The 23,295-nt window shown below is 67.4% G+C and carries 19 protein-coding genes; 5 read left to right on the plus strand and 14 right to left on the minus strand.

Going from position 1 to position 23,295, the window contains the following annotated elements:
* Nucleotides 1–2: 2 nt before the first annotated feature.
* A complete protein-coding gene (locus tag OPU70_RS04025; RefSeq protein ID WP_498557190.1) occupies nucleotides 3–1,343 on the minus strand; it encodes a PrsW family intramembrane metalloprotease in 1,341 nt (446 codons plus the stop codon).
* 87 nt (nucleotides 1,344–1,430) lie between these two features.
* On the opposite strand from OPU70_RS04025, the gene OPU70_RS04030 reads away from it, so the two are divergent.
* Complete coding sequence (locus tag OPU70_RS04030; RefSeq protein WP_042541808.1) at nucleotides 1,431–2,300, plus strand: fumarylacetoacetate hydrolase family protein; 870 nt, start codon at nucleotides 1,431–1,433, stop codon at nucleotides 2,298–2,300.
* Nucleotides 2,301–2,358: 58 nt separating this feature from the next.
* Here OPU70_RS04030 and OPU70_RS04035 read toward each other — a convergent pair whose 3' ends face one another.
* Nucleotides 2,359–3,819, minus strand: a complete 1,461-nt coding sequence (locus OPU70_RS04035; RefSeq protein ID WP_042541809.1) for an aspartate ammonia-lyase — start codon at nucleotides 3,817–3,819, stop codon at nucleotides 2,359–2,361.
* Between the two features lie 93 nt (nucleotides 3,820–3,912).
* Nucleotides 3,913–4,827 carry a phosphodiesterase gene (locus OPU70_RS04040; RefSeq protein ID WP_498557191.1) on the minus strand — a complete coding sequence of 305 codons (915 nt, stop codon included), beginning with the start codon at nucleotides 4,825–4,827 and terminating at the stop codon, nucleotides 3,913–3,915.
* A 79-nt stretch (nucleotides 4,828–4,906) separates the two neighbouring features.
* Here OPU70_RS04040 and OPU70_RS04045 point away from each other — a divergent pair, with 79 nt between their 5' ends.
* Entirely contained in the window at nucleotides 4,907–5,473 is a 567-nt protein-coding gene (locus tag OPU70_RS04045; protein ID WP_367820813.1) for a TetR/AcrR family transcriptional regulator, read from the plus strand.
* Nucleotides 5,474–5,498: 25 nt separating this feature from the next.
* Here the strand turns inward: OPU70_RS04045 and OPU70_RS04050 are convergent, their stop codons facing one another.
* Together OPU70_RS04050 and OPU70_RS04055 are read right to left on the minus strand one after the other, a co-directional pair.
* Entirely contained in the window at nucleotides 5,499–5,834 is a 336-nt protein-coding gene (locus tag OPU70_RS04050; RefSeq protein ID WP_042541812.1) for a peptidase, read from the minus strand.
* Complete coding sequence (locus OPU70_RS04055) at nucleotides 5,831–7,195, minus strand: inorganic phosphate transporter (protein ID WP_498557192.1); 1,365 nt, start codon at nucleotides 7,193–7,195, stop codon at nucleotides 5,831–5,833. The genes OPU70_RS04050 and OPU70_RS04055 overlap by 4 nt, the downstream gene beginning before the upstream one ends.
* Nucleotides 7,196–7,354: 159 nt before the next feature.
* Between OPU70_RS04055 and OPU70_RS04060 the strand changes: the two genes are divergently transcribed.
* Nucleotides 7,355–9,454, plus strand: coding sequence for a S9 family peptidase (locus OPU70_RS04060; RefSeq protein WP_498557193.1), 2,100 nt, complete (start codon nucleotides 7,355–7,357; stop codon nucleotides 9,452–9,454).
* Between the two features lie 426 nt (nucleotides 9,455–9,880).
* Nucleotides 9,881–10,156 (plus strand): endonuclease domain-containing protein, encoded by a 276-nt coding sequence (locus tag OPU70_RS04065; protein WP_228385701.1) that lies wholly within the window; start codon nucleotides 9,881–9,883, stop codon nucleotides 10,154–10,156.
* A 132-nt stretch (nucleotides 10,157–10,288) separates the two neighbouring features.
* Here OPU70_RS04065 and OPU70_RS04070 read toward each other — a convergent pair whose 3' ends face one another.
* From OPU70_RS04070 to truB, 6 genes are all read right to left on the minus strand, one after another.
* Nucleotides 10,289–11,317 carry an ATP-dependent 6-phosphofructokinase gene (locus OPU70_RS04070; RefSeq protein WP_042541814.1) on the minus strand — a complete coding sequence of 343 codons (1,029 nt, stop codon included), beginning with the start codon at nucleotides 11,315–11,317 and terminating at the stop codon, nucleotides 10,289–10,291.
* A gap of 223 nt (nucleotides 11,318–11,540) precedes the next feature.
* On the minus strand, nucleotides 11,541–13,685 hold the full coding sequence (locus OPU70_RS04075) for a DEAD/DEAH box helicase (RefSeq protein ID WP_042541815.1): 2,145 nt from the start codon (nucleotides 13,683–13,685) through the stop codon (nucleotides 11,541–11,543).
* A gap of 209 nt (nucleotides 13,686–13,894) precedes the next feature.
* Complete coding sequence (locus OPU70_RS04080; RefSeq protein WP_042541816.1) at nucleotides 13,895–14,848, minus strand: bifunctional riboflavin kinase/FAD synthetase; 954 nt, start codon at nucleotides 14,846–14,848, stop codon at nucleotides 13,895–13,897.
* Nucleotides 14,845–15,291: a hypothetical protein gene (locus tag OPU70_RS04085; RefSeq protein ID WP_235558963.1), complete on the minus strand. Its 447-nt coding sequence runs from the start codon at nucleotides 15,289–15,291 to the stop codon at nucleotides 14,845–14,847. Before OPU70_RS04085 ends, OPU70_RS04080 begins: the two co-directional genes overlap by 4 nt.
* Before the next feature lie 54 nt (nucleotides 15,292–15,345).
* Nucleotides 15,346–15,714 carry a hypothetical protein gene (locus tag OPU70_RS04090; RefSeq protein WP_042541818.1) on the minus strand — a complete coding sequence of 123 codons (369 nt, stop codon included), beginning with the start codon at nucleotides 15,712–15,714 and terminating at the stop codon, nucleotides 15,346–15,348.
* On the minus strand, nucleotides 15,711–16,604 hold the full coding sequence (truB, locus tag OPU70_RS04095; RefSeq protein WP_042541819.1) for a tRNA pseudouridine(55) synthase TruB: 894 nt from the start codon (nucleotides 16,602–16,604) through the stop codon (nucleotides 15,711–15,713). Before truB ends, OPU70_RS04090 begins: the two co-directional genes overlap by 4 nt.
* Nucleotides 16,605–16,712: 108 nt before the next feature.
* Here truB and OPU70_RS04100 point away from each other — a divergent pair, with 108 nt between their 5' ends.
* A complete protein-coding gene (locus tag OPU70_RS04100; RefSeq protein ID WP_269430353.1) occupies nucleotides 16,713–17,612 on the plus strand; it encodes an iron-sulfur binding domain-containing protein in 900 nt (299 codons plus the stop codon).
* Nucleotides 17,613–17,621: 9 nt separating this feature from the next.
* Here OPU70_RS04100 and OPU70_RS04105 read toward each other — a convergent pair whose 3' ends face one another.
* From OPU70_RS04105 to infB, 3 genes are all read right to left on the minus strand, one after another.
* Nucleotides 17,622–19,577, minus strand: coding sequence for a helix-turn-helix domain-containing protein (locus tag OPU70_RS04105; RefSeq protein ID WP_082041166.1), 1,956 nt, complete (start codon nucleotides 19,575–19,577; stop codon nucleotides 17,622–17,624).
* Nucleotides 19,578–19,881: 304 nt separating this feature from the next.
* The gene (gene rbfA / locus OPU70_RS04110; protein ID WP_042541822.1) at nucleotides 19,882–20,316 is read right to left on the minus strand and encodes a 30S ribosome-binding factor RbfA; all 435 of its coding nucleotides are present in this window, start codon (nucleotides 20,314–20,316) and stop codon (nucleotides 19,882–19,884) included.
* A gap of 71 nt (nucleotides 20,317–20,387) precedes the next feature.
* Nucleotides 20,388–23,228, minus strand: a complete 2,841-nt coding sequence (gene infB, locus OPU70_RS04115) for a translation initiation factor IF-2 (RefSeq protein ID WP_498557194.1) — start codon at nucleotides 23,226–23,228, stop codon at nucleotides 20,388–20,390.
* Nucleotides 23,229–23,295: the final 67 nt, after the last annotated feature.

A 23,295-nucleotide genomic window follows, 5' to 3' on the forward strand; every position in this document is an offset into this window, starting at 1 on the left:
CTTCAGTACGCCAGCAGAGCGGCCCGCGTGGCGCGAGTGCGTGCGAGCAGGGCCTGTTCGTCTGCCGGGGCCATCGGGTCGCGGCCCGTGATCGCCCGCTGACGGACGGAAGCCAGCATCGTCGCGTCCTTGATGAACTCGCGCATCAGCGGACGTCGATCGCCGCGCAGCTGCGAGGCCCAGGCGAGGCCGGTCTTGCGCCCCGCCGGGGTCGCCAGCATCGTGACCTCTTCAGGGGTGAACCATCCTGCAGCCGCGTAGTCGCCCAGACGAGCCTTCGTCAAGCGCGATTCCTCTCGCCGCAAGGCGATGATGCCGAAGATGAACCCGACGAACAGGGGCACCTGGAGGACGAAGTAGAGGAGGAAGAAGTTCGCGAAGGACGAGCCGTTCCACAGGCCGTGCAGCACCATCGCGCCCAGCATCCCGAGAAGGCCGAAGCCGAGCGCTGCACCTGTGGATGCGTGACGTCGAGCGGCGAGGCCGATTGCGAGGCCGGTGAGCGATGTGAACATGGCGTGCGCGAACGGCGACATGATCGCACGCAGGATGAACGTCACCGTCAGCTGCTCTCCCCCGCCCTCGATGAGGCTGATCGCGAAGTACTGGATGTTCTCGGTGAACGCGAAGCCGGCACCCACCAGCGCGCCGTAGACGACTCCGTCGACCGGTCCGTCGAAGGACCGACGCGCGATGAGGAAGATCAGGAAGACTCCGAAGCCCTTCCAGAACTCCTCGACGATGGGAGCCTGGATCACAGCGCCCGCGACCTCACCCCTGAGCCCCAGGACGGCGGTCAGCCCCAGGTCGACGAGAAGGGTGAGTCCCACGGCGGCGATGGCACCCCAGGCGATCGCGAAGAACACGAGCGACTTGGGCTCGGGCTCCCACCGGTCGATCATGCGCACGACGAAGAAGACGATCGCGAGCGGCACGAGCGCGAGCACGAGCCCGATGATCGATGCGAGCGGGCCGAGGAACAGCCCGAAGTAGGCGATCAGGCCGAGCAACAGCAGACCGAGGAAGCCGAACAGCGAGAACAGAGCGACTCGTCCGCCTCGGCGCGCCGCGGGCAGTGCAGGAAGACCGGGGGCAGGCGAAGGGGCGGCAGGGGCCGGAGGGGAATACGGGGTCGGCTGGGCGAGCACCGACGCGTAGTCCGGACGCTGCGAGAACTGCGTCGGCGCACAGCTCGACTGCGCGTATTGCTGAGCGGAGTACTGCGGCGGACCGGCCTGCGGCTGCTGAGGATACGCCTGGGGCTGCTGAGGATACGCCGGGGGCTGCTGCTGTGCTGGCGGCGGCGTGTACGGCGATGGCTGGGACGGTCCTCCGGAACTCATAGCCAAAGCATATGGCGAACAACCAACTTCCCCGGGTCTGGTGACTTCCTCCAGGCAATCGAGCCGGGCAGCGGATAGCGTAGGAGCATGCGGTTCGCTCATCTGCGTCGTGCCGACTCCCCTGCTGCGCATCTCGCAGTGGTGGAGGGTGCCGATGCCATCCTCGTCTCCGATCTCCTTCCCGACCCCCCTGCGACGCTTCAGCAGCTGATCGAGGGCGGTGAGCAGATGCTCTCCGCGCTTCGCGCCGCTGTCGAGAGCGGCACCGCCACCCGGCATCCGCTCGAGGGCTGGTCATTCGCGTCAGCGGTCATCGCTCCCCCCGCGGTGCTCGCGGTCGGCCTGAACTACGCCGCACACTCGAGCGAGCTCGGCCTGAAGACCGACGCGGCTCCGACCGTCTTCACCCTGTGGCCCAATTCGCTCACGGGCCATCAGCAGACGACGTCGTGGCCGCGAGCACTGAGCGAGGCCGTGGACTACGAGGCGGAGCTCGGCGTGCTGATCGGCACGCCTGCGAAAGACGTCGCAGAGGCCGACGCCCTGTCGTACGTCTGGGGCTACACCGTCGTCAACGACATCACCGCACGCAACGTGCAGTTCTCTGAGGCGCAGTGGTCACGGTGCAAGTCCTTCGACGGCTTCACCCCGACCGGTCCGTTCGCCGTCACGGCCGACGAGATCGCCGACCCTCAGGACCTGCACATCTGGGCCGTCGTGGACGGCCAGACCGTGCAGGACGCGAGCACCGACCAGATGGTCCGATCGGTCGCGAAGCTCATCGCACACCTCTCGCAGTCGCTCACGCTGCTGCCCGGCACGCTGATCTCCACCGGCAGCCCCGGTGGAGCCGGCTACTCCCGTGACCCGCAGATCTTCCTCCGCGATCGTTCGACCGTGACAGTCGGCATCGACGGGATCGGCGAGCTCACCACCCACTGCCGCGTGCTGGACTGAGCCGGACGCGGATATGAGAAGGGGCCCCGGCGCATGCGCCGGGGCCCCTTCTCGCAGATCAGATCTCGATGAGGTCCTCGGACGAGATCACCGGAATCGCAGCGGTGATCGCCTCGAGTCCGGACAGACGCGCGGGCGACAGCTGCTTGATGACCTCTTCACGCGACATCAAGCCGGCCTCGACGACCAGGTCGGCCACGTTCCGGTTGGTCAGGAGGGCGGTCTTGGCCAGAGCAGCCGCGGCAGCGTATCCGATGAACGGCGTGAGAGCGGTGATGACGCCGACCGAGGCGCCGACCATGGCGCCGAGACGATCGCGGTTCGCCGTGATGCCGTCGACGCAGTTGACGCGCAGCGTCCACATCGCCTGGCGCATCCAGGTGATCGACTGGAAGATCGAGTGAGCGATCACGGGCTCGAAGGCGTTGAGCTGAAGCTGCCCCGCCTCGGCTGCCATCGTCACCGTCATGTCCGCACCCGCGACCGCGAACGCCACCTGGTTCACGACCTCCGGGATCACCGGGTTCACCTTGCCGGGCATGATGCTGGAACCGGCCTGCATGGCGGGCAGGTTGATCTCGCCGAAGCCCGCCTGCGGACCGGACGACAGCAGTCGCAGGTCGTTGCAGATCTTCGACAGCTTCATCGCATTGCGCTTCAGCGTCGAGGAGAAGGACATGAACGAACCGGTGTCGCTCGTCGCCTCGACGAGGTCGGCGGAGGTGACCAGGTCGAGCTCGGTGATCTCGCGCAGGTGCTTCAGCACGGCGGGCGCGTAGTCGGAGTGGGTCGTGATGCCCGTGCCGATGGCCGTGGCGCCCATGTTGATCTCGAACATCAGTGACGCGTTCTCGGTGAGGCGCGTGTGGTCGTAGCCGAGGGTCGAGGCGAAGCCGTGGAACTCCTGGCCCAGAGTCATCGGCACAGCGTCCTGCAGCTGGGTGCGTCCGACCTTGAGCACGTCGTGGAACTCATGCGACTTGTGCAGGAACGAGATGCGCAGCAGATCGAGCTCTTCCAGCAGTGACCGGAGCGTCAGCGACAGACCGATCTTGACAGCGGTCGGGTAGACGTCGTTGGTCGACTGGCTGCGGTTGGTGTGATCGATCGGCGACAGGAACGCGTAGTCGCCCTTCTCACGCCCGGCGAGCTCGAGCGCGATGTTGGTGATGACCTCGTTGGCGTTCATGTTCGTCGAGGTGCCGGCGCCGCCCTGGATCACCCCGACGGTGAACTGGTCGTGGAACTCGCCGTCGATCACACGCTGAGCGGCCCGGTCGATCAGATCGGCGCGCTCGGGGTCGAGGACCCCGATCTCGCGGTTGGCCCTGGCGCTGGCCTGCTTGACCATGGCCAGCGCGACGACGAGGTCGGGATAGACCGAGATCGGGCGCTTCGTGATCGGGAAGTTCGCGTCGGCGCGGGCAGTGTGGATCCCCCAGTACGCGTCGGCGGGTATCTCCATGCTCCCGAGAGAGTCGGTCTCGGTGCGGGTGGGGGCAGGCGCGGCAGAAGCCATGTCACATCCTTGTGGGTAGTGGCGAGTGTGTGGTGCGGGGGATGCTCCCAGTCTACGCCCGCGTGCATGCGCCGCCAGGGATACGACGGCGGGTCAGCGTTTGCGCGAGAAGGCCTCGAGTCGTTCGTCGGGGCTGAGTCGCGCCATCCTCTCGAGCCATTCCAGCGAGAAGTGATCTCCGGTCGGCGCGTCCGTCACGGGCACCACGGTGTGGGTGATCGTCTCAGGACGCACATGCACGATCTGGAAGGCCTGTGCGGCATCCATGCCGTTCACATCGGCGGCGGGGCGCGCGACATTCATGGTGTAGCAGGTCGCCGAAGCCACGCTGACCGGCACGCCCGCGAACGTGCCGTGCGAGGAGTAGTGCAGGTGACCGGCCAGGATGCCGCGCACGTCCGTATCGCGGATGACCGCCGCCAGTTCGTCCTGGTGCCGCAGCTCGAGGATGTCGAAGAGCGGCAGGTGGCTCGGCAGCGGCGGGTGGTGCATCGCGAGCAGAGTGCCGTGCGGCGCCGGTTCACTCAAGATCTCCCCCAACCACGAGAGCTGACCGGCGTCCAGGTCACCGTGATGCCACCCCGGCACACTCGTGTCGAGCGCGATCAGTCTCAGCCCGTCGAGGTCCCACACCCCCGTCACCGGCTCCTGGGTCGGAGGCAGATCGAGCAGCCCCTCTCGCAGGGCCGGGCGCTCATCGTGATTGCCTGCCACCCACACGATCGGCGCCGCCAGCTCTCGCGCGACGGGCTCCACTGCACGACGGAGCCGACGATACGCGTCCGGCTCCCCCAGATCCGCCAGGTCTCCGGTGATGACGATCGCCGCCGGGTGCGGATGCACAGCCCTGATGGCCTCGAGAGTGCGGGCGAAGTTCGACTCGACGTCGAAGCGTCCGCCGAGCCGCACGCCGTTCGCCAGGAAGTGCGGGTCGCTCACGTGGATGATGACGTGACTCGCGGAATCATGGCGACCGAAGACGAACTCGCTGTCGGAAGGCACTGGCATGGTCTCAGCCTAGGCCGCACGGCGACATCGGACCATGACACCTCCACGGCAGCTGTAGTAGTCGCGATAGTGTGCTCGGATGGCGAAGAACGAGACGAGGCGACGGAACATCGCGGATGCGGGGCTGAGCGTCCTGGCGACGGACGGCTCTCGCGGGCTCACGCACCGCGCCGTCGACATGGTGGCCGGCGTGCCGGTGGGCACCACCTCGAACTACTTCCGCAGTCGGGATGCGCTCATCGAGGGCCTCGTCGAGCGGATCGGCGAACGTCTCGCCCCCAGCGACGATGACCTCGCCCGCCGATCATCCGAGCAGCCGAGCAGGGAGCTCTTCGCCGACTACGTCAGAGACATCGTGCGTCGTCTGACCGACGACCGCGACGTCACGCTGGCGCTGTTCGAGCTGAGGCTCGAGAGCAGCCGTCGCCCCGAGCTGGCCGCCCTCCTGGGGGCATGGCAGCGAGCGGGCTTCGATGCGGATGTCGCGTTCAACACGGCAGCGGGGCTTCCCGGCGGCCGACGCGAGATCGCGCTGTTCCACTACGCGATCGACGGGCTTCTGCTCGATCGGCTGACGTCTCCGATCGATCCCGACACGTCGACCGACGAGATCGTGGACGACCTCGTCACCGGCCTTCTGCGCTGAATCCGGACGCCGCCGGACACTCCGGTCAGTGCCCGACGACGATGATCAGGATGCCGGCCACCACGGCCACCGCGCACAGCGCGAAGCACCCGTAGGCGCCGTACAGCGCGATGCGTCGCTGCGCCTCGGTGAGAGGACTCTTCTTCGCCGCCTTGGCGGCCTGCTTCGCCGCCCGCTTGAGCTCCTTCTCGGAGATCACGGTGATGGCGTCGGTGAACTCCGCCGGACTCACGACCGGCGCGTGTCCGCTGCGGACCAGCAGACGCAGACCGAACGCGTAGAACGTCACCACGGCGCAGGCGCCGATCAGAGCGGCGAGGAACACCTGGACGAATGCGCCCCAGTCGATGCCGACACTCACTTCGACTCCTCGCTGTTCGTCTTCTCCGGGTTGTCCGTCTGCGTCATGACGCCCGTCTTCGGCGCCTTCTTCGCGGCCTTCGCCGCAGCTTTCGCCTTCGCATCCGATCTGGCCTTGGCCTTGGCCTTCTCTCGCGCCTCTGCGCGGGCCTTCGCCTCGGCCTTGGCCTCGATGATCCGCTGCTGCCTGCGCGTGGGCGGCGTCGTGTCCGGGTGCTCGATCGCGAGCCCCGACTCGGCGACGTCGCTCATCGCGTTCGCCGAGGTCACTGCATCTTTGCGTGAGCGCAGGAACAGGCCGATGATCACGGCAAGTGCGAGGACGGTGTCGATCGCGATGCCCCAGAGTCCGAGCCATGTGATCAGCAGGGCCGCGAGAGCGCCGACGGCACCTGCCGCCGGAAGTGTGAGGAGCCAGCCGATGGCGATTCGACCGGCGGTCCGCCAGCGAACCGTCGACCCCCGGCGTCCGAGGCCCGAGCCGATGACCGAACCCGATGCCACCTGCGTGGTCGACAGAGCGAAGCCGAAGGCGCTGGAGGCGAGGATGGTCGCGGCTGTCGAGCTCTCCGCCGAGAAGCCCTGCGCGGGCTTGACCTCGGTCAGGCCCTTGCCGAGCGTGCGGATGATCCGCCACCCTCCGAGATACGTGCCGAGAGCGATCGTGACCGCACAGGCGATGATGACCCAGAGATACGGGTCCGCCTGCTCGCTGTTCTGCCAGCCGACCGTGATGAGCGCGAGGGTGATCACGCCCATCGTCTTCTGGGCGTCGTTCGTGCCGTGCGCGAGGGCCACCAGCGATGACGTGAAGATCTGCCCCCAGCGGAAACCGTCCCGCCCGTCGGGCTTGCCGTCGTAGCGCCGGGTGATCGAGTACGCGAGCTTGGTCGCCGCGAACGCGATGATGCCGGCCGTCAGCGGGGCGATGAGTGCCGGGAGGATGATCTTCGACAGCACCATGCCGAAGTCGATGCCGCCGACCCCGACGCCGACCAGCGTCGCTCCGATGAGACCGCCGAAGAGCGCGTGGGACGAGCTCGAGGGCAGACCCAGGAGCCAGGTCAGCATGTTCCAGGTGATGGCGCCGATGAGACCGGCGAAGATCATCGGGAGGAACACGTCGCCCTGGATGGTGTCCTCGCGGATGATCCCGTGCGACACGGTCTTGGAGACCTCGGTCGAGAGGAACGCGCCGACGAGGTTCAGCACCGCCGCGAGAAGGACCGCTGTCTTGGGCTTGAGTGCGCCCGTCGCGATGGGGGTCGCCATCGCGTTGGCCGTGTCGTGAAACCCGTTGGTGAAGTCGAAGAAGAGTGCCAGCGCGATAACCAGCACGACGATGAGGGCTGCGGTTTCCACCGTTCGCTTTCGGTCGTTGAGGAAGAAAGGAGAGGTGTCGACGGGATCGACGTGACGAACGAAGAGTTCACCGTGGGTTTTACTTCCGTTAACCGGCCCCGGTAGATCCTCCCACCCTCTCGGGTACCGGTCAACTCGACCTGGGCTAGCGTGGAACTTGTGACTGATGCCCCGATCGCAGACCGCCGCTCGACCCTCCGCACGCACCACGGCGACACATTCGATGATCCCTACGAATGGCTCCGCGAGAAGGACTCCTCCGAGGTGATCGCACATCTCGAGGCCGAGAACGCCCACACCGAGCACGAGCTCGCACACCTGGCGGATCTGCGCGACACGCTCTTCCACGAGATCAAGGGCCGCGTGCAGGAGACCGACCTCTCCGTGCCGACGCGTCGCGGGAACTGGTGGTACTACAGCCGCACCGAGGAGGGCGCGCAGTACGGCATCCACTGCCGGACCGCGGCTGCCGAGGACGACTGGACTCCCCCGGTGCTGGAACCTGGCGTTGCAGTGCCCGGCGAGGCCGTGCTGCTCGACGGCAACGTCGAAGCCGAAGGGCACGAGTTCTTCTCGCTCGGCGCGTTCGACACCTCGGACGATGCGACGAAGCTGCTCTGGGCCACGGATTTCGAGGGAGACGAGCTCTATACAGTGCATGTGCGCGACCTCATCACCGGAGAGACTCTCCCCGATGAGATCCCCGACACCGGTGGCGCGTTCTTCACACCTGACGGAACCGGGATCGTCTACACCACCCGCGATGACGCGTGGCGTCCTGACACGCTGTGGCTGCATCGCCTCGGCACCCCCGTCGCGGACGACGTGAAGCTCTTTCACGAGCCCGACGAGAAGTACTGGCTCGGAGCCGGCATCACCCGCAGCCGCAGGTACCTCGTGATCGCTGTCGGATCGAGCATCACCAGCGAGGAGTATCTCGTCGATCTCGAGGGCGATCTGACCGCCGCACCTCAGATCGTCTGGCCGCGCCGTGAGGGCGTCGAGTACTCCCTCGAGCACGCCGTGGTCGACGGCGAGGACCGCCTCTACATCCTGCACAACGACGACGCGCTGGACTTCGAGCTCGTCTCGGTGCCGGCATCCGACCCGCAGGGAGACCGTCATGTGGTCCTCGCGCATGAACCGGGACGCCGGTTGCTCGGGATGGATGCGTTCCGCGATTTCGCGACGGTGGAGTACCGCCGCGAGGGGCTCGAGCGTGTCGGGCTGCTCGACTACGCGACCGACGCGGTGAACGACATCGTCTTCGACGAGCCGCTCTATTCGGCCGGGGTCAGCGGCAACCCGGAGTGGCACTCGCCGTTCCTCCGGCTCGGCTACACGTCGTTCGTGACCCCGGGGACCGTCTACGAGCTGGACCTCGCCACGCGGGAACTACACCTGCGCAAGCAGGTCGCCGTGCTCGGCGGGTACGACCCTCTCGATTACGGGCAGAAGCGCGACTGGGCGACGGCATCGGACGGCACCCGGGTGCCCGTCTCTCTCGTCTGGAAGCGCTCGTTCGGCGAGCCGGGCTCGGAAGTGCGACCTGTGCACCTCTACGGCTACGGATCGTACGAGCACTCGATCGATCCCGGCTTCTCGGTCGCGCGGCTCTCAGAGCTCGACCGAGGAATCGTCTTCGCCGTCGCGCACGTCCGCGGCGGCGGTGAGATGGGTCGGCAATGGTACGAGGACGGCAAGCTGCTGAACAAGCGCAACACCTTCACCGACTTCGTCGCGTGCGCCGAGCACCTCATCGAGCAGGGAGTGACGTCTCCTGAGCGCCTCGTCGCCGAGGGCGGAAGCGCCGGCGGGCTCCTCATGGGAGCCGTGACGAACCTCGCCCCCGAGCTCTTCGCCGGAGTCCTGGCGGCTGTGCCGTTCGTCGACGCGCTCACGACGATCCTCGACCCCTCGCTCCCCCTGACGGTGATCGAGTGGGACGAGTGGGGCGACCCGCTGCACGGTGCCGACGTCTACGAGTACATGAAGTCGTACTCGCCGTACGAGAACGTGCGGGACGGAGTGGACTATCCGCGGATCCTGGCGGTGACCTCGCTCAACGACACCCGAGTCCTCTACGTCGAGCCCGCGAAGTGGATCGCCGCCCTGCGCGTCGCCGGAGCATCCGACGCTCTGCTCAAATGCGAGATGGTCGCCGGTCACGGCGGTGTCAGTGGTCGCTACAACTCGTGGAAGGAGCGCGCCTTCGAGCTCGCCTGGATCCTCGACACGGTGGGCCTCGCCTCGGAGTGACGCTCGACACTCGGTGATCTGAGTTCAGGGCGACCGGCTGAGATCAGGACGCACCGCACAGCATCAGCCTGATCTCGCGCTGTTCTCCTGCTTCCGACAGCCGCACTCACTCCTGCACATTCGGCGATTGATCCGATTCGATTCACATCAGAGCTGCCGGGTCCCACCAGAGGGCGTACCGCTGCAGAGTGACTGCATGCGACTGGAGGACTGGCTTCGCGAGCGCGACGGAGCCGCACACACCGGGGAGATCTACGCGGCTGGATTCAGCAGACATGCGGTCGCCTCGGCTGTCGACTCCGGGCGGATGCTGCGGCTCCGCCGATCTTGGATCGCATCGATCGGCGCAGTGCGCGGGCATCACGCATCGCTGCGGTCGCTGACGTCCTGTCCGATTCCGGGCTCGAGACCCACTTCGTCATCCTGATGCGCTCGATCGGGGTGGTCGCCGTCCAGCAGGTGTGGGTCGACGGGCACCCGCTGGATGCCCTGATCGGTGATCGCCTCGCGGTCCAGTTGGACGGATTCGCCCATCACAGCAGCGCCCAGGATCGACGGCGCGACATCGAGGCAGACGCTCGATTGCGCTTGCGCGGTTACACCGTGCTCCGATTCGACTATCACCAGGTGCTGTTCCAACCACAACTGGTCCTGAACATGGTGCGTGCGGCGATCGCCCAGCAGTTGCATCGTCGGGGATGAACGGCGTCACCAACTGGGTTCAAGACGACCGCCTGAGATCAGGAGAGTTCAGTCGGAATCCTCCTGATTCGCGTCGGTAGCCCTGTTCTCACCTCCACACCCGTGCGGAGTGACGGGGAACAGGCTTCGGTCTCAGCCGAAGAGCGCTGCAGCCTCGTCGTAGCGGCTTCGGGGAACCGTGTTCAGCTCGCCCAGTGCCTCTGCGAACGGGACGCGGACGATGTCGGTGCCCTGCATCGCGACCATCTGGCCCCATGCCTTCTCGACGATCGCGTCGGCCGCGTGGAGTCCGAGGCGGGTCGCGAGCACACGGTCGAACGCAGACGGTGATCCGCCTCGCTGGATGTGTCCGAGGATCGTCGCGCGGGTCTCGATGCCCGTGATGCGCTCGATCGCGGGAGCCAGCTGATCGCCGATGCCGCCGAGACGAGGGCGGTTGAAGGCATCGAGGCCCTTGTCGCTGTATGCCTCGTCCATGCCGAGCAGCTTGAACCCCTCGGAGACGACCACGAGCGGTGCACGACCACGGTCATGTGCGCTGGAGACGAGGGCGGTGATGTCGTCGATGGACATCGGCACCTCGGGGATGCAGATGGCGTGCGCGCCCGCCGCCATGCCCGCGTGCAGAGCGATCCAGCCGACGTGACGACCCATGACCTCCGCGACCATGCAGCGCTGGTGCGAGTCTCCCGTGGTGCGCAGGCGGTCCATCGCGTCCGTGGCGATGTTGACGGCCGTGTCGAAACCGAACGAGTAGTCCGTGGCGCGAAGGTCGTTGTCGATCGTCTTCGGCACACCGATGACGTTGATGCCGTCCTTGGCGAGGCGGTCGGCTGCCGCGAGAGTGCCCTCGCCGCCGATCGCGATGATGCCGTCGATCTTGTGCCCGTACAGCGTCTTGGCGATGTTCTCGGCGCCACCGCGCTCACCCTCGTAGGGATTCGTGCGACTGGTGCCCAGAATCGTGCCGCCGACCTTCGACAGACCCTTCACCTCGTGTCGGGTGAGGGGGAAGAAGTCGCCGTCGACCACGCCGCGCCAGCCGTCACGGATGCCGACGAACTCGAGGTCGTAGGTGGTGGTGCCCTTGAGCACGATGCCGCGGATGACCGCGTTGAGTCCGGGGCAGTCGCCACCGCTCGTCAGAATGCCGATCTTCATGCTTGCCTCAGACGGTTCAGGGGAAGGGGGAACAGGCGACGATGCCTGCGATCGACACTAGCGCTCCGAGCCGACCGGGCGCCATTCGAGACGATGAAAACCGGGGATCTTGCCGACGATTCGAGACGATCAGCGAGAAATGAGCGAACATGTCACCGAACACCAGAAATCGGCGTCAAGAACCGAAGTTCTTAACGCCGATCTCCGTGGAATCAAGCGTGTGTCACACGGCTCCGAGCGCCTCCCGGAGCAGATGCATGAGGGCGCCCAGCTGCACGGGCTCGGCGGCAGCCTCGTCGAGTGCTTCACCGTCGAGCGCACGGGCTGCGAGACCCTGCTTCTGATCGATGAGCTCTGCGATCTTCGCGTCGATGGTGTGCGCCGCGATGATCCGCCAGGCGGTCACCGGCTCGTCCTGACCGATGCGGTGCACCCGGTCGATCGCCTGCGTCTGCTCGGCCGCGGTCCACGACAGCTCCGCCAAGACCACGTTCGACGCCGCCTGCAGGTTCAGACCGACACCGGCAGCGGTCAACGAGCACACCGCGATACCCACGGCGGGGTCGCTGTTGAAGTCGTCGATCGCCTGCTGACGGACGGTCGAGGTCTGGTCGCCGCGGATCGAGACCGACCGGATGCCGGCGGAGGCGAAGTGCGCCTCGGCCTGATCCATCACGTCGATGTGCTTCGCGAAGAACACGACCTTGCCCACGGAGCGCTGGAGCTGGGCCGCATAGTCGGCCGCCAGATGCGCCTTCGCCTGTCCGATGCGGCGCACCATGGTGAAGACGTTGTCTCCGCCGGTGCCTGCGGCCTTCGACTCCTCGAGCTCGTTCTGAGCGACCAGGCGCACGATGTCCTGGTCGATCTCGCCCGGTGCGAGTCCGCGATCCCCTCGCGCCTCGATGATCCGCCGGTAGCGGGCGGCGAGCCGCTCGCCCAGCTCGCGCTCGGCCTGACGGATGCCGCGGCCGAACTCGTCATCCAGCTGCACCGGGAGGTCCGCGATGAGCTTGTCGGGCAGATCGGCTGCGACGTCCTTCTTCTTGCGCCGGACGATCCCCATCGAGATCACCGCTTCGCGGGCCTCCGGGTAGAACGCCTTGTCGGCGGGGGTGAAGCCGGTCGCGTCGAGCTTCTCCATCAGCTCCGGGCCCGGCTTCTCGCCTGTGGTCCAGCCGAGGAAGCGCCAGATCGCGTCGAAGTCCTCGACGTCGTTGATGAGCGGTGTGCCTGTGAGCGCGAGCATCAGGGGCTTGCCACCCGGAGTGCGCTCGCGCACGCGGTTCGCCAGCGACAGCACGTTCTGCGAACGCTGCGAGCTGAGGTTCTTGATGAAGTGCGCCTCGTCGACGACCATGCCGCGAAGACCGATCGAGGCGAGCCACGACATGTGACGGTCGAGGATCTCGTAGTTCACGATGAACACGTCGGCGAACGCGTCGATGTCGGTGCCGTCGCCCTGGATCACGGTCGCCCTGCGCTGCGGGGTCCACCGCTCGACCTCTCGCGCCCAGTTCATCTTCACGACGTTGGGCACGACGACGAGCAGCGGGTAGGCGCCGGCGACGGATGCGGCCAGCACCGACTGCGCGGTCTTGCCGAGGCCCGGTTCGTCAGCGAGCAGGAAGCTCCTGTGTCCTTCGCGCACCGCTTCGAGGAAGCGCGACTGGTGCACCATGACCTCGAGGCCCTTGGGAGAGAGGTGGTCGTACTCGGGGGCCGGCGGCAGGTCCATGCTCGCGGCTCCTCCCCCGGCTCCGGTCTCGAACGCCTTGTACAGGGGGCCCATGAGCTCCCAGCCGTCCAGGCGTCGACGCGGAGTCGTGGCGGCGCGCGGGGTGAGATCGGGGGCGAGGAACGGATTCGCCAGCTGGCGCGCCTCGACGGAGGGCGGTGTGACCTGACGCTCGGGGATCCCCGCGGACACCATCGGCGTCTGCACGGGAGCGACGTCCGCGATGATGAGCTCTTCGGGAGCGAGTTCCGCTCCCGACTCGAGCAGCCAGTCGCGTCGCATGCGCTTCGCAACAGGCGAGGTCGCCTGATCGGCCTCGAGAAGCTGGATCAGCGAAGTGTCGCGCGCTGCCGTCTTCGCAAGGATCGTCGCCACGCCGTCGAGCCGCTTGAGCAGCTCGGCGCGGGCGGCATCCGCGATCTCAGGATCGGCCTTGACTCGTGCGCGCTCTTCACGCACCAGGAACGCGATGACCTGGAACTTGACCCGGTTCGTGGGTCCGAGTTTTCCCCGCTGCGACTTCGCCTCGATCTCACGCACCTTGCGGGCGAGGATCGGGATGAGGGGTGCCTCATCGTCGCGACGAGACGTCTTCTTGCGCCGTGTTGCGGCGGTTGCCGTGGTCGGCATGCTCCTCCTGAGCGTGAAGGCCGGAGCATCCGTGGGATGCGTCGGCCGTTCTCGGTGTCCGCGTGTGGCGTGAGCCAGGACCGTACGAACAGTATTTCCGGTGATCGTCTACGAGCGAATGACGCGCGAGGATCAAGGACCACCGAGGCCCATTCTATGCCATGCGACCTGAGCGACGCAGATCAGGACACGCAGAGTTCGACCGGAGTTCAGCTGGAGCTGCGCGACAGCACGCTCTCGGCATCCGTCACGTCGGCGGCCATCTGCGCCTTCAGCTTCTCGATCCCCTCGAACGCGACCATGCCGCGCAGACGCTCGACGAACTCGACGGTCACGTCGTGACCGTACAGATCGAGATCGGTCTCGCCGATCACGTGCGCCTCGACCTGCCGCTCGAGAACGTCGTCGAAGGTGGGGTTGGTACCCACCGAGATGGCTGCCCGATGCCTGAACCCCGTCTCGTGATCGACGAGCCATCCGGCGTACACCCCGTCGGCGGGGACGAACGAATCGACCGAAGCCGAGAGATTCGCGGTGGGAAAACCGAGTTCGCGTCCGCGTTTGAGTCCGTGCACCACCTCGCCGCGCACGTCGACGTTGCGGTCGAGCACGCGGGCGGCCGCGGTGACATCGCCGGCCATCAGCAGTTCACGGATCCACGTGGACGAGACGCGACGGTCGGATCCGTCGAGGAACACGTCGTCGACGACCTCGACCGTGAATCCGTACCTCGGCCCGAGTTCTCTGAGGAGCTCGGGGTCTCCTGCCCCGCCTCGACCGAACCGGAAGTCCCTGCCGACGAGGACGGTGGACACATGCAGTGCACCGGTCAGGATGCTGGCCACGAAGTCTTCGGCGCTGCGCGCCGCGAGTTCTTCGTCGAACGTCAGAAGCAGTGTGGCGTCGAGCCCGAGTTCTCCCAGCAGCTCCAGCTTGCGCTCGACCGTGACCACGTTCTCGGGGCAGCGATCCGGTCGAAGCACCGCGAGTGGGTTGCGGTCGAAGGTGACGGCGACGGCGCGGACTCCCGACTGCGCCGCGATCTCCTTCAGACGCCGGATCACCGCGCGGTGACCGGCGTGCACGCCGTCGAACTTTCCGATGGCCACGGCGGAGGGGCCGAAGCCGTCCGGCACTTCGCTCGGGTCACGGAAGACGATCATGCGCTGGCCTCGGCGTGGAGAACAGATCGAGTCTCTCGCGTCGGCCTGTGCGTGCGCAGCCACCAGATGCCGAAGATCGGCAGCACCAGCGGGATGAACAGGTAGCCTCGCCCGAACATCGACCAGACCGTGTCGTGCGGGAACAGGTCGGGGAAGAAGATGCTCAGAGCGCCGACCACCAGGACTCCGGCGAGCTCGAAGACGATCGCCACCCACGCCACCGCGTACCAGCCGCGTCGGCTCGCGAGAACGAGCGCCAACGTGGCGAGGATGTACACGACAGCCGCGAGGGCCGAGAGGGAGTACGCGAGAGGCGCCTCGTCGAACTGTCGGAAGATCTGCACGAAGCTTCGGCCGGTGGCCGCCAGCGCCATCACGGCATAGACGATCACGAGGACACGGCCGATGCCGGTCATGCGGGAGGTGGGAACGGTGGTGCTCATAGCGTCCTCCATTCTAGATCCGGGCGGGAAGAGGCGGATGCGCTCCCGACCGGCTCAGGCCACCTGAACGGTCCAGATGACGTGCATGCGCCACACCATGATCGCCACGGCGAGAGCGGCCACACCGAGGATCACTGTGCTCCAGCGACTCCTCTCCATCAGCGCCCACAGCACCGCGCCGATGGGCAGCAGCACAGCGGAGACGAGATAGACCCAGTACTCGAGCAGGTCGCCCGTCGGAGGGTTTCCGGTCAACGGTGCCGCGATTGCGGCCACGACCTGGACGACGAGGAGCAGCTCGACCAGGGCGAGCGCGCCGACGGTGTAGTCGCTCGGACGCCGGCCGGCCAGACCGAGGACGACGCAGAACAGCCCCGCCGCGGTCGCGACCGCCACCTGAGCGATGGTCAACCAGAGGATCATCTGGGTGCCTCCGGCATGTTCATGGCGCTCTTGAGGTCAGCACCGCGTCTCTCGACGACGCCGACGAGGACGCCCTCCTCGTCGATCGCGGCCGCCAGAGAGCCGGTCAGCCGATCGGCCTGTCCCATGAGCCTCTTGCCGTGACGAAGATCTCTCGCTTCCTCGGCCGACACCGACAGCGGGTCGAGGACCCTGGCGGCCGCGGCGGCCGGGGTGAGCAGCGCCGTCTCCACGACATCGTCGACCGCCACGGCATCCGTGACGTCGAAGTCCCCCACGCGTGAGCGCCGCAGCGCCGTCAGGTGCCCGCCGACTCCGAGCGCTGTGCCCAGGTCTCGAGCGAGCGAGCGGATGTAGGTGCCGGAGGAGCAGTCGACGACGACGTCGAGATCCAGGAACCCGTCGCCGGAGCGCTCGGCGATGAGATCGAAGCGCGAGACCGTGACGTCGCGGGCGGCCAGCACGACCTCCTCCCCCGCGCGCACGCGGTCGTATGCGCGGCGTCCATCGACCTTGATAGCCGACACCGAGCTCGGCACCTGGGAGATCGCACCGGTGAGCTCCCTGATCCCGGCGGACACTCGCTCGGGGGTCACCGAATCCCATGACTCGGCAGAGGCCCGCGTCAGGATCTCACCGTCGGCGTCGTCCGTGCCGGTCGTCTGCCCGAGTCGGATCGTGGCCTCGTAGGTCTTGTCGGCTCCCACGATGTACGTGAGCAGTCGCGTCGCGCCTTCGACCCCGATCACGAGCAGACCGGTGGCCATGGGGTCGAGGGTTCCCGCATGCCCGACCTTGCGGGTGCCGAGCGCACGCCTGGTGCGTGCGACGACGTCGTGGCTGGTCAGTCCAGCTGGTTTGTCGACGAGAAGGATGCCGGGCGAGACCATCTCTCAAGCCTACGATGCGTCTGAATGCTCCACCGCACGTTCCGCCTCGCTCGCGCCGCCACCTGCCCTCGACTCCCGCCAGTATCCCGGTTCGCCTAGGCTGTCGAGGTGCCCTCGACATCGCTTCCCGCCTCCGCGGTGTCTCTGCCTCTTGCGGACTGGTATCGGGGCGCAGCACGAGATCTGCCGTGGAGGCGCCCTCGATTCCATGAGGACTTCGGCGCCTGGGGCACGCTGGTCAGCGAGTTCATGCTGCAGCAGACACCGGTCAACCGGGTGATACCGCACCTCGAGGCGTGGCTCGACAGGTGGCCCACCCCCGCGGCGATGGCTGCCGCCTCGACCTCCGATGTGCTCCAGCAGTGGGCCAATCTCGGCTATCCCCGCCGCGCCCTGTGGCTGCACCGCGCTGCCGTCGAGATCACGGAGCGACACGGGGGCGTCGTGCCCAAAGACGTGGATGCGCTGCTGAAGCTCTCGGGAATCGGCGACTACACGGCCAGAGCTGTGGCCGTCTTCGCATACGGCGACCGACACCCCGTCGTCGACACCAACACTCGTCGCGTGATGGCACGCGCGATCCTCGGCCAGGCGCAGCCGGGCCCGCCCTCGCGCCGCGATCTCGAGCTCATGGATTCGCTGCTCCCCGCGGATGTCGCCGAATCCGCCGTGTTCAACGCCGCGGCGATGGAGCTGGGCGCCACCATCTGCACGGCGCGGTCGCCGCGCTGCGAGATCTGTCCCTTGGTCGGCGTGTGCGCGTGGGTGGCTGCAGGGCGGCCGGACACCGGTGACACCCGGAGGCGCCAAGCGACCTTCGAGGGCTCTGACCGTCAGGCGAGAGGCGCCGTGCTGCGGATCCTGCGAGCCGCTGCACCTGACGCGGTCCTGATCGACTCCGTGCTCGCCGAGTGGCCGGATCCTCTTCAGCGCGACCGTGCGATCGACTCCCTCATCGCCGACGGCCTCGCCGAGGCCGATGGCGAGATGCTGTCGCTCCCCCGCTGACTCCGACGGTCAGACGAACTGCCCGATGCGATGGGCCAGCACCGTCAGCTCGACGCGGGTCCTGACCTCGAGCTTCGCGAAGACCCTGCCCAGATGAACCTCGACCGTGCGCACCGACACGTGGAGCGAGTCGGCGATGTCGCGGTTTGGAGCACCACCGGCCACCAGCATCGCGACCTCCAGCTCTCGAGCGGTGAGCATCGATGCCCAGACTCGGCGGCACGATGAGAGCGGATCTTCGGTCGCTGCGCCGTCGGTGACCTCCACCCGCTCCAGACGCACGGCGACCGCCCTCGCCCAGGCGGTCGCGCCGGAGACCTCCAGGAGGTTCCGCGCCATCGCCAGGTGCTCTCTGCCGATGGCGATGTCACCCTTGATCAGCGATCTGGTGCCGATCATCGCCTCGACTCGCCCGCGCGAGAACGGCGAGGTCAGAGTGCGTGCCGCTGCGACGACGAGCGGACGCTCGACACGCCATTCGTCATCCGAACAGCTGGTGATCTGCACCCGCAGTCGCTGGGCGAGACCGATCTCGGGCGGCTCGATCCGATGCGGACGCCACGATGCACCATGCGTGACGACGATCGCCTCCTCGAGTCCGGGAACAGACAGCGTCGGCTGCGGAGCGCCGCGGTCGCGCCAGAGCCGCATGCATGCCGCAGCCTCGGCCGAGTTGCCCGCCAGGAACGCCTCGATGCCTCGATCCACGAGCTGATCGATGCGCGGAGGCGCGGGAAGTGCGGCAGTGAGAGCCTTGGCGAACGGCCCGAGGTGACCGAGAACCGCCAGGTCGAGCCGTCGAGCGACGACGACGCCGAGTCCGGCGAACGGCACAGCGACGGGCAGCTCGAGCGCGGCATGCAGCATCCGGTCGCGCGCAGCGCCGATGTCTCCCCGCCACATCAGGAGCAGGACTTCGACGACCGCTCGATACGCCGCGACCAGTGGACTGAGCTCGAAGCCCGCGACGAACGGGTCGACCTCGACCCCGACCGGCGAATCGCCCGCGGCGAGCAGGCTGAGGCCCCTGTCGACGTCTCCGTCGACTGCCGCTCGCAGGGCGCGGAACAAGCTTCCGGTGAGCGGGCCTGCGCCGCTCACGTCGTCTCCGTCGCCGTCGCCGATCACCAGCCATGCGAGCGCGACGACCGGGTCGCGGAGTTCTCGATCGGCCCCGACGCGCGCGCTCGCCTTTCTGAGAGCCTCGAGCCACGGACGCATCCCCCGGCGGTCGCCCCGTTCGGCGCACAGCATCGCCGCGAACGCCGAGGCCCGGGCCCACGAATACCACTGGTCGGCGTCATCGACGCGCGGCTGGATGACGCTCGTGTCGACCTCAGGCACGGCCCCACGGAGATGCGCCTCGGCGACGAGCAACCCGCCGAGACCCTGCAGGCGATAGAGCTCGTCACCGCCGGGAAACAGACTCCCCAGTCGCCTCGCCGCGTCGACCGCGTAGCCCGCGGCGATGGCCGCGACACCGGCGACGAGAGTGGCCTCATCCCGTTCGATCCCGCTCGAGTGCGCGGCTGCTTCTGCCGCGAGGTGGAAGGCCCGCTCGCTCAGTCCCGCCTCCGAATGCTCCCTGGCGATGCGCGTCAGCTCCCCCGCGGTCGCCGGTTCGCCGTGCATCGCCGCTCGAGCGCCGTGCCAGTCGGCATCGACCCGCTCGCCGCGCGCGTCGAAGAGTCGGTGCAGTCTCGAGTGCACCGCGGCGGCCGACGAAGACGCCGTCGTCGCACGCAACCAGATCGCCAACCGGGGGTCGGCGAGCCGGACTCGGCCCGCGTGGATCTCGAGAAGCGCTCCGAGCGGTCCGCCGACGAGTTCTGCGGCGGACCGTCCCGCGAAATCCACCAGCGGGTCGAGCCTGTCGTCGAGCCGCAGAGACACGGCGACGAGGATCTCACGGTCGCGATCGTCGAGCTTCAGCTGAGCGAACAGCGCCTCGACGGATGGCACCATCGGCAGCGGCGACGGGAGCGCCCTGAGACCGTGCCGCTGAGCAGCGTCGAGTCGTGCCGCGACCGCCAGGATCGTCTGCGAATCCTCCGACAGCTCGAACGCGAGTCGCGCCGCGACATGCGGCGCGCAGCTCAGATCATGCTCGAGAAGGTCGTCGAGGATCGCCTCGACGACCGCGGGTGCGACCGAGGCCGCCCCGTGCGCGCGCGAAAAAACGATGCCGAACCCCCCAGTCCCCGCGGGCGATCACCCGTTGAGCTGAGGTTATCAAGACACTCCGACGCCCCGAAGAGGGCGCCGATATTCAGGACTTCGTGTCGTCGTCTTCGTCGCGGAGGTACGGATCTGCGTCGCCCGCGTGCGACGCGGACGATGCGAGCTTCGCCACTTCGGCGTCGCGCTGCTGCGCTTCACGGAGGAGGGCCGAGATGTGATCGGCGTTCTCCGGCAGCGCATCGGGGATGAACTCGAGCGTCGGCACGAGGCGCGTGCTGAGCTGCTTACCGACCTCGCTGCGCAGCATGCCAGTGGCGGAGGTCAGAGCCTCCCCGCTGGAGAGTCGCTCCTCTTCGGTACCGAGCACCGTGTAGAACACCGAGGCGTGCTGCAGGTCACCCGTGACACGGACATCCGTGATCGTGACGAAGCCGAGGCGCGGGTCTCGCAACCCCTTCTCGAGGCGCTCCGCAAGGATCACTCGAATCCGATCAGCCAGACGGGCCTGTCGTTCACCAGCCATTGTTCTCTCCCTCTACGTACTCTTCGGGCGAGGATGCATCACGCACCCTCGCCCGAAGATATCGAACTCGATCAGCCGCGAGGCTTCTCGATCAGTTCCGTCGTCTCGATCTCGTCACCGATCTGGATGTCGTTGAACTTGCCGAGGCCGATACCGGCTTCGTAGTCCGTACGCACCTCGGTGACGTCGTCCTTGAAGCGACGCAGCGACTCGATGGCCAGGCCATCTGCGATGACCACACCGTCGCGGATGACGCGAGCCTTGGCGTTTCGCGTGATCGTTCCCGATCGCACGATGACACCGGCGATGTTGCCGAACTTCGAGGAGCGGAACACCTCGCGGATCTCGGCGACACCCGACTGGACCTCTTCGTACTCCGGCTTGAGCATGCCCTTGAGCGAGCTCTCGACCTCGTCGATCGCGTTGTAGATCACCGAGTAGAACCGGATGTCCACACCTTCACGCTGAGCGCGCTCGCGCGCCTTCGTGTCGGGGCGGACGTTGAAGCCCACGATGATCGCGTTGTCGATCGTCGCGAGGTTGACGTCGGACTCCGTGATCGCACCGACACCGCGGTGGATGATGCGGAGCTGCACCGAATCGTCGACCTCGATCTTGAGCAGCGACTCCTCGAGTGCCTCGACGGCACCGGAGACGTCACCCTTGATGATGAGGTTGAGCGACTCGACCTTGCCCTCTTCGAGAGCACGGGTGAAGTCCTCGAGCGAGATGCGCTTGCGGGCCTTGGCCAGCTGGGCGTTGCGCTCGACTGCTTCACGCTTCTCAGCGATCTGACGGGCCATGCGGTCTTCTTCGGTGACGATGAAGACATCGCCTGCACGCGGCACCGAGTTCAGACCCTGCACCTGCACCGGACGCGACGGGTAGGCCTCAAGGACCTGCTCGCCGTTCTCGTCTGCCATCGCACGCACACGGCCGTAAGCCGTTCCTGCGACGATCGCGTCACCGATCCGAAGTGTTCCGGACTGGATCAGCACCGTGGCGATGGATCCGCGGCCCTTGTCGAGCTTCGCCTCGATGGCGACACCGCGAGCGGCCTTGTTCGGGTTGGCCGTGAGGTCGAGACCCGCGTCGGCGGTGAGCAGCACAGCGTCCAGGAGTTCCTGGATTCCGGTGTTCGCCCGAGCCGAGACGTCGACGAACATGACGTCTCCGCCATACTCCTCTGCGACCAGACCGTACTCGGTGAGCTGCTGACGGACCTTGGCCGGGTTGGCGTCGGGCTTGTCAACCTTGTTCACCGCGACCACGATCGGCACGTTCGCCGCCTGGGCGTGGTTCAGCGCCTCGACCGTCTGGGGCATGATGCCGTCGTCGGCTGCGACCACGAGGATCGCGAGGTCGGTGACCTGCGCTCCACGAGCACGCATGGCGGTGAACGCCTCGTGACCCGGGGTGTCGATGAAGGTGATGGCACGCTCGATGCCCTCGTGCTCCGTCCACACCTGGTACGCACCGATGTGCTGCGTGATGCCGCCGGCTTCACCCTCGATGACGTTGGTCTGGCGGATGGCGTCGAGCAGGCGGGTCTTACCGTGATCGACGTGACCCATGACGGTGACGACGGGAGGACGGATCTCGAGGTCGTCCTCGCTCTCCGCCTCCAGCTCGGCCTCGAGGTCGAGACCGAAGCCCTCGAGGAGCTCCTTGTCCTCGTCCTCAGGCGAGACCATCTGGATCTTGTATCCGAGCTCCTCGCCGAGCACCTCGAACGTCGCCTCATCCAGCGACTCGGTGGCCGTGGCCATCTCGCCGAGGTTGAAGAGGATCGTCACGAGGGTTCCGGGCTGAACCGTGTAGCCGGTCAGCGTCTCGATCTTGTCGGCGAAGTCCGCGATCGACGCACCACGGCGCATGCGGATGATCTCCCCGTTGCCGCGGGTGACGTTGACGCCACCGACGACCGGGGCGCTCCGCATCTCGAACTCCTGCCGCTTCGCCCGCCGCGACTTGCGCTGCTTGCTCTTGCCGCCGCCCTTGCCGAAGGCACCTGCGGTACCTCCACCAGGACCACGGCCGCGACCGCCGCCACCACCGGGGCGACCTGCGAAGCCACCGCCGGGACGAGCACCGGGACCGGCACCGGGTCCACCGGCACCGCCGGGACGACCGGGGCCGCCGGGACGCTGCTGGAACGGTGCACCACCGGGACGACCACCCTGACCGCCGCGCGGAGCGCCGGGACGGGGAGAACCGGGACGAGGCGCACCGGGACGCGGGGCACCGGGGCGCGGAGCCTGCGGACGCGGGATGTTGCCGGGAGTCGGGCTCGGCCGCTGGCCCATTCCCTGCGCCGAGGCGAAGGGGTTGTTGCCGGGACGAGGACCTGCCGGACGCTGGCCCATGCCCTGCGCCGACGAGAACGGGTTGTTGCCCGGACGCGGTGCGCCGGGCTTCGGTGCGCCGCCGTCGTTCGACTTGGGCGCAGCGGATCCGGACGTACCCTCGGCCGAAGCAGCAGGCTCGGCCGGAGCCTCTGCGGCCGGGGCGGGAGCCTCAGGAGCCGGAGCGGCAACGGGCTCTTCCGGCGCGGGGGCCGGCTTGGGTCCGGGCTTGGGCCCGGGAGTCGGTCCACCCGTCTTGGCGGCACCGGACTTCGCGGCACCGGGCGTTGCAGCACCGGACGTTGCAGCACCGGGCGTCGCAGCACCGGTCTTGGCCGCACCGGGCTTGGCGGCACCGGGCTTGGCCGCAGCGGGAGCCGTGTCAGCGGATGCCTTCAGCGAGGCGTCCGACTCGATGGCAGCGCGAAGCTTGCGCGCCACCGGCGGTTCGATGGTCGAAGAGGGGCTTTTGACGAACTCTCCGAGTTCCTTGAGCTTTGCAAGTGCGATCTTGCTGTCGACGCCGAGTTCGGCGGCGATCTCGTGTACGCGTGGTTTACCAGCCACAATTCTCCTGTCTGGGGTCGGTCCACCCAGACAGGGCAGACCACTAGTCGCGGACGGGTCTCATTTC

The organism is Microbacterium sp. SWDP-B6 (assembly GCF_059803615.1).

Excerpts from the sequence above, each read along its gene's own strand:
- OPU70_RS04080 (WP_042541816.1), bottom strand. The coding sequence starts at position 14,848 with ATGATCGTCTTCCGTGACCCGAGCGAAGTGCCGGACGGCTTCGGCCCC.
- OPU70_RS04070 (WP_042541814.1), bottom strand. The coding sequence starts at position 11,317 with ATGAAGATCGGCATTCTGACGAGCGGTGGCGACTGCCCCGGACTCAAC.
- OPU70_RS04045 (WP_367820813.1), top strand. The coding sequence starts at position 4,907 with ATGGCGAAGAACGAGACGAGGCGACGGAACATCGCGGATGCGGGGCTG.
- OPU70_RS04085 (WP_235558963.1), bottom strand. The coding sequence starts at position 15,291 with ATGAGCACCACCGTTCCCACCTCCCGCATGACCGGCATCGGCCGTGTC.
- OPU70_RS04090 (WP_042541818.1), bottom strand. The coding sequence starts at position 15,714 with ATGATCCTCTGGTTGACCATCGCTCAGGTGGCGGTCGCGACCGCGGCG.
- OPU70_RS04030 (WP_042541808.1), top strand. The coding sequence starts at position 1,431 with ATGCGGTTCGCTCATCTGCGTCGTGCCGACTCCCCTGCTGCGCATCTC.
- truB (WP_042541819.1), bottom strand. The coding sequence starts at position 16,604 with ATGGTCTCGCCCGGCATCCTTCTCGTCGACAAACCAGCTGGACTGACC.
- OPU70_RS04035 (WP_042541809.1), bottom strand. The coding sequence starts at position 3,819 with ATGGCTTCTGCCGCGCCTGCCCCCACCCGCACCGAGACCGACTCTCTC.
- OPU70_RS04065 (WP_228385701.1), top strand. The coding sequence starts at position 9,881 with ATGCGCTCGATCGGGGTGGTCGCCGTCCAGCAGGTGTGGGTCGACGGG.
- OPU70_RS04075 (WP_042541815.1), bottom strand. The coding sequence starts at position 13,685 with ATGCCGACCACGGCAACCGCCGCAACACGGCGCAAGAAGACGTCTCGT.
- OPU70_RS04040 (WP_498557191.1), bottom strand. The coding sequence starts at position 4,827 with ATGCCAGTGCCTTCCGACAGCGAGTTCGTCTTCGGTCGCCATGATTCC.
- rbfA (WP_042541822.1), bottom strand. The coding sequence starts at position 20,316 with ATGGCTGGTGAACGACAGGCCCGTCTGGCTGATCGGATTCGAGTGATC.
- OPU70_RS04025 (WP_498557190.1), bottom strand. The coding sequence starts at position 1,343 with ATGAGTTCCGGAGGACCGTCCCAGCCATCGCCGTACACGCCGCCGCCA.
- OPU70_RS04105 (WP_082041166.1), bottom strand. The coding sequence starts at position 19,577 with ATGGTGCCATCCGTCGAGGCGCTGTTCGCTCAGCTGAAGCTCGACGAT.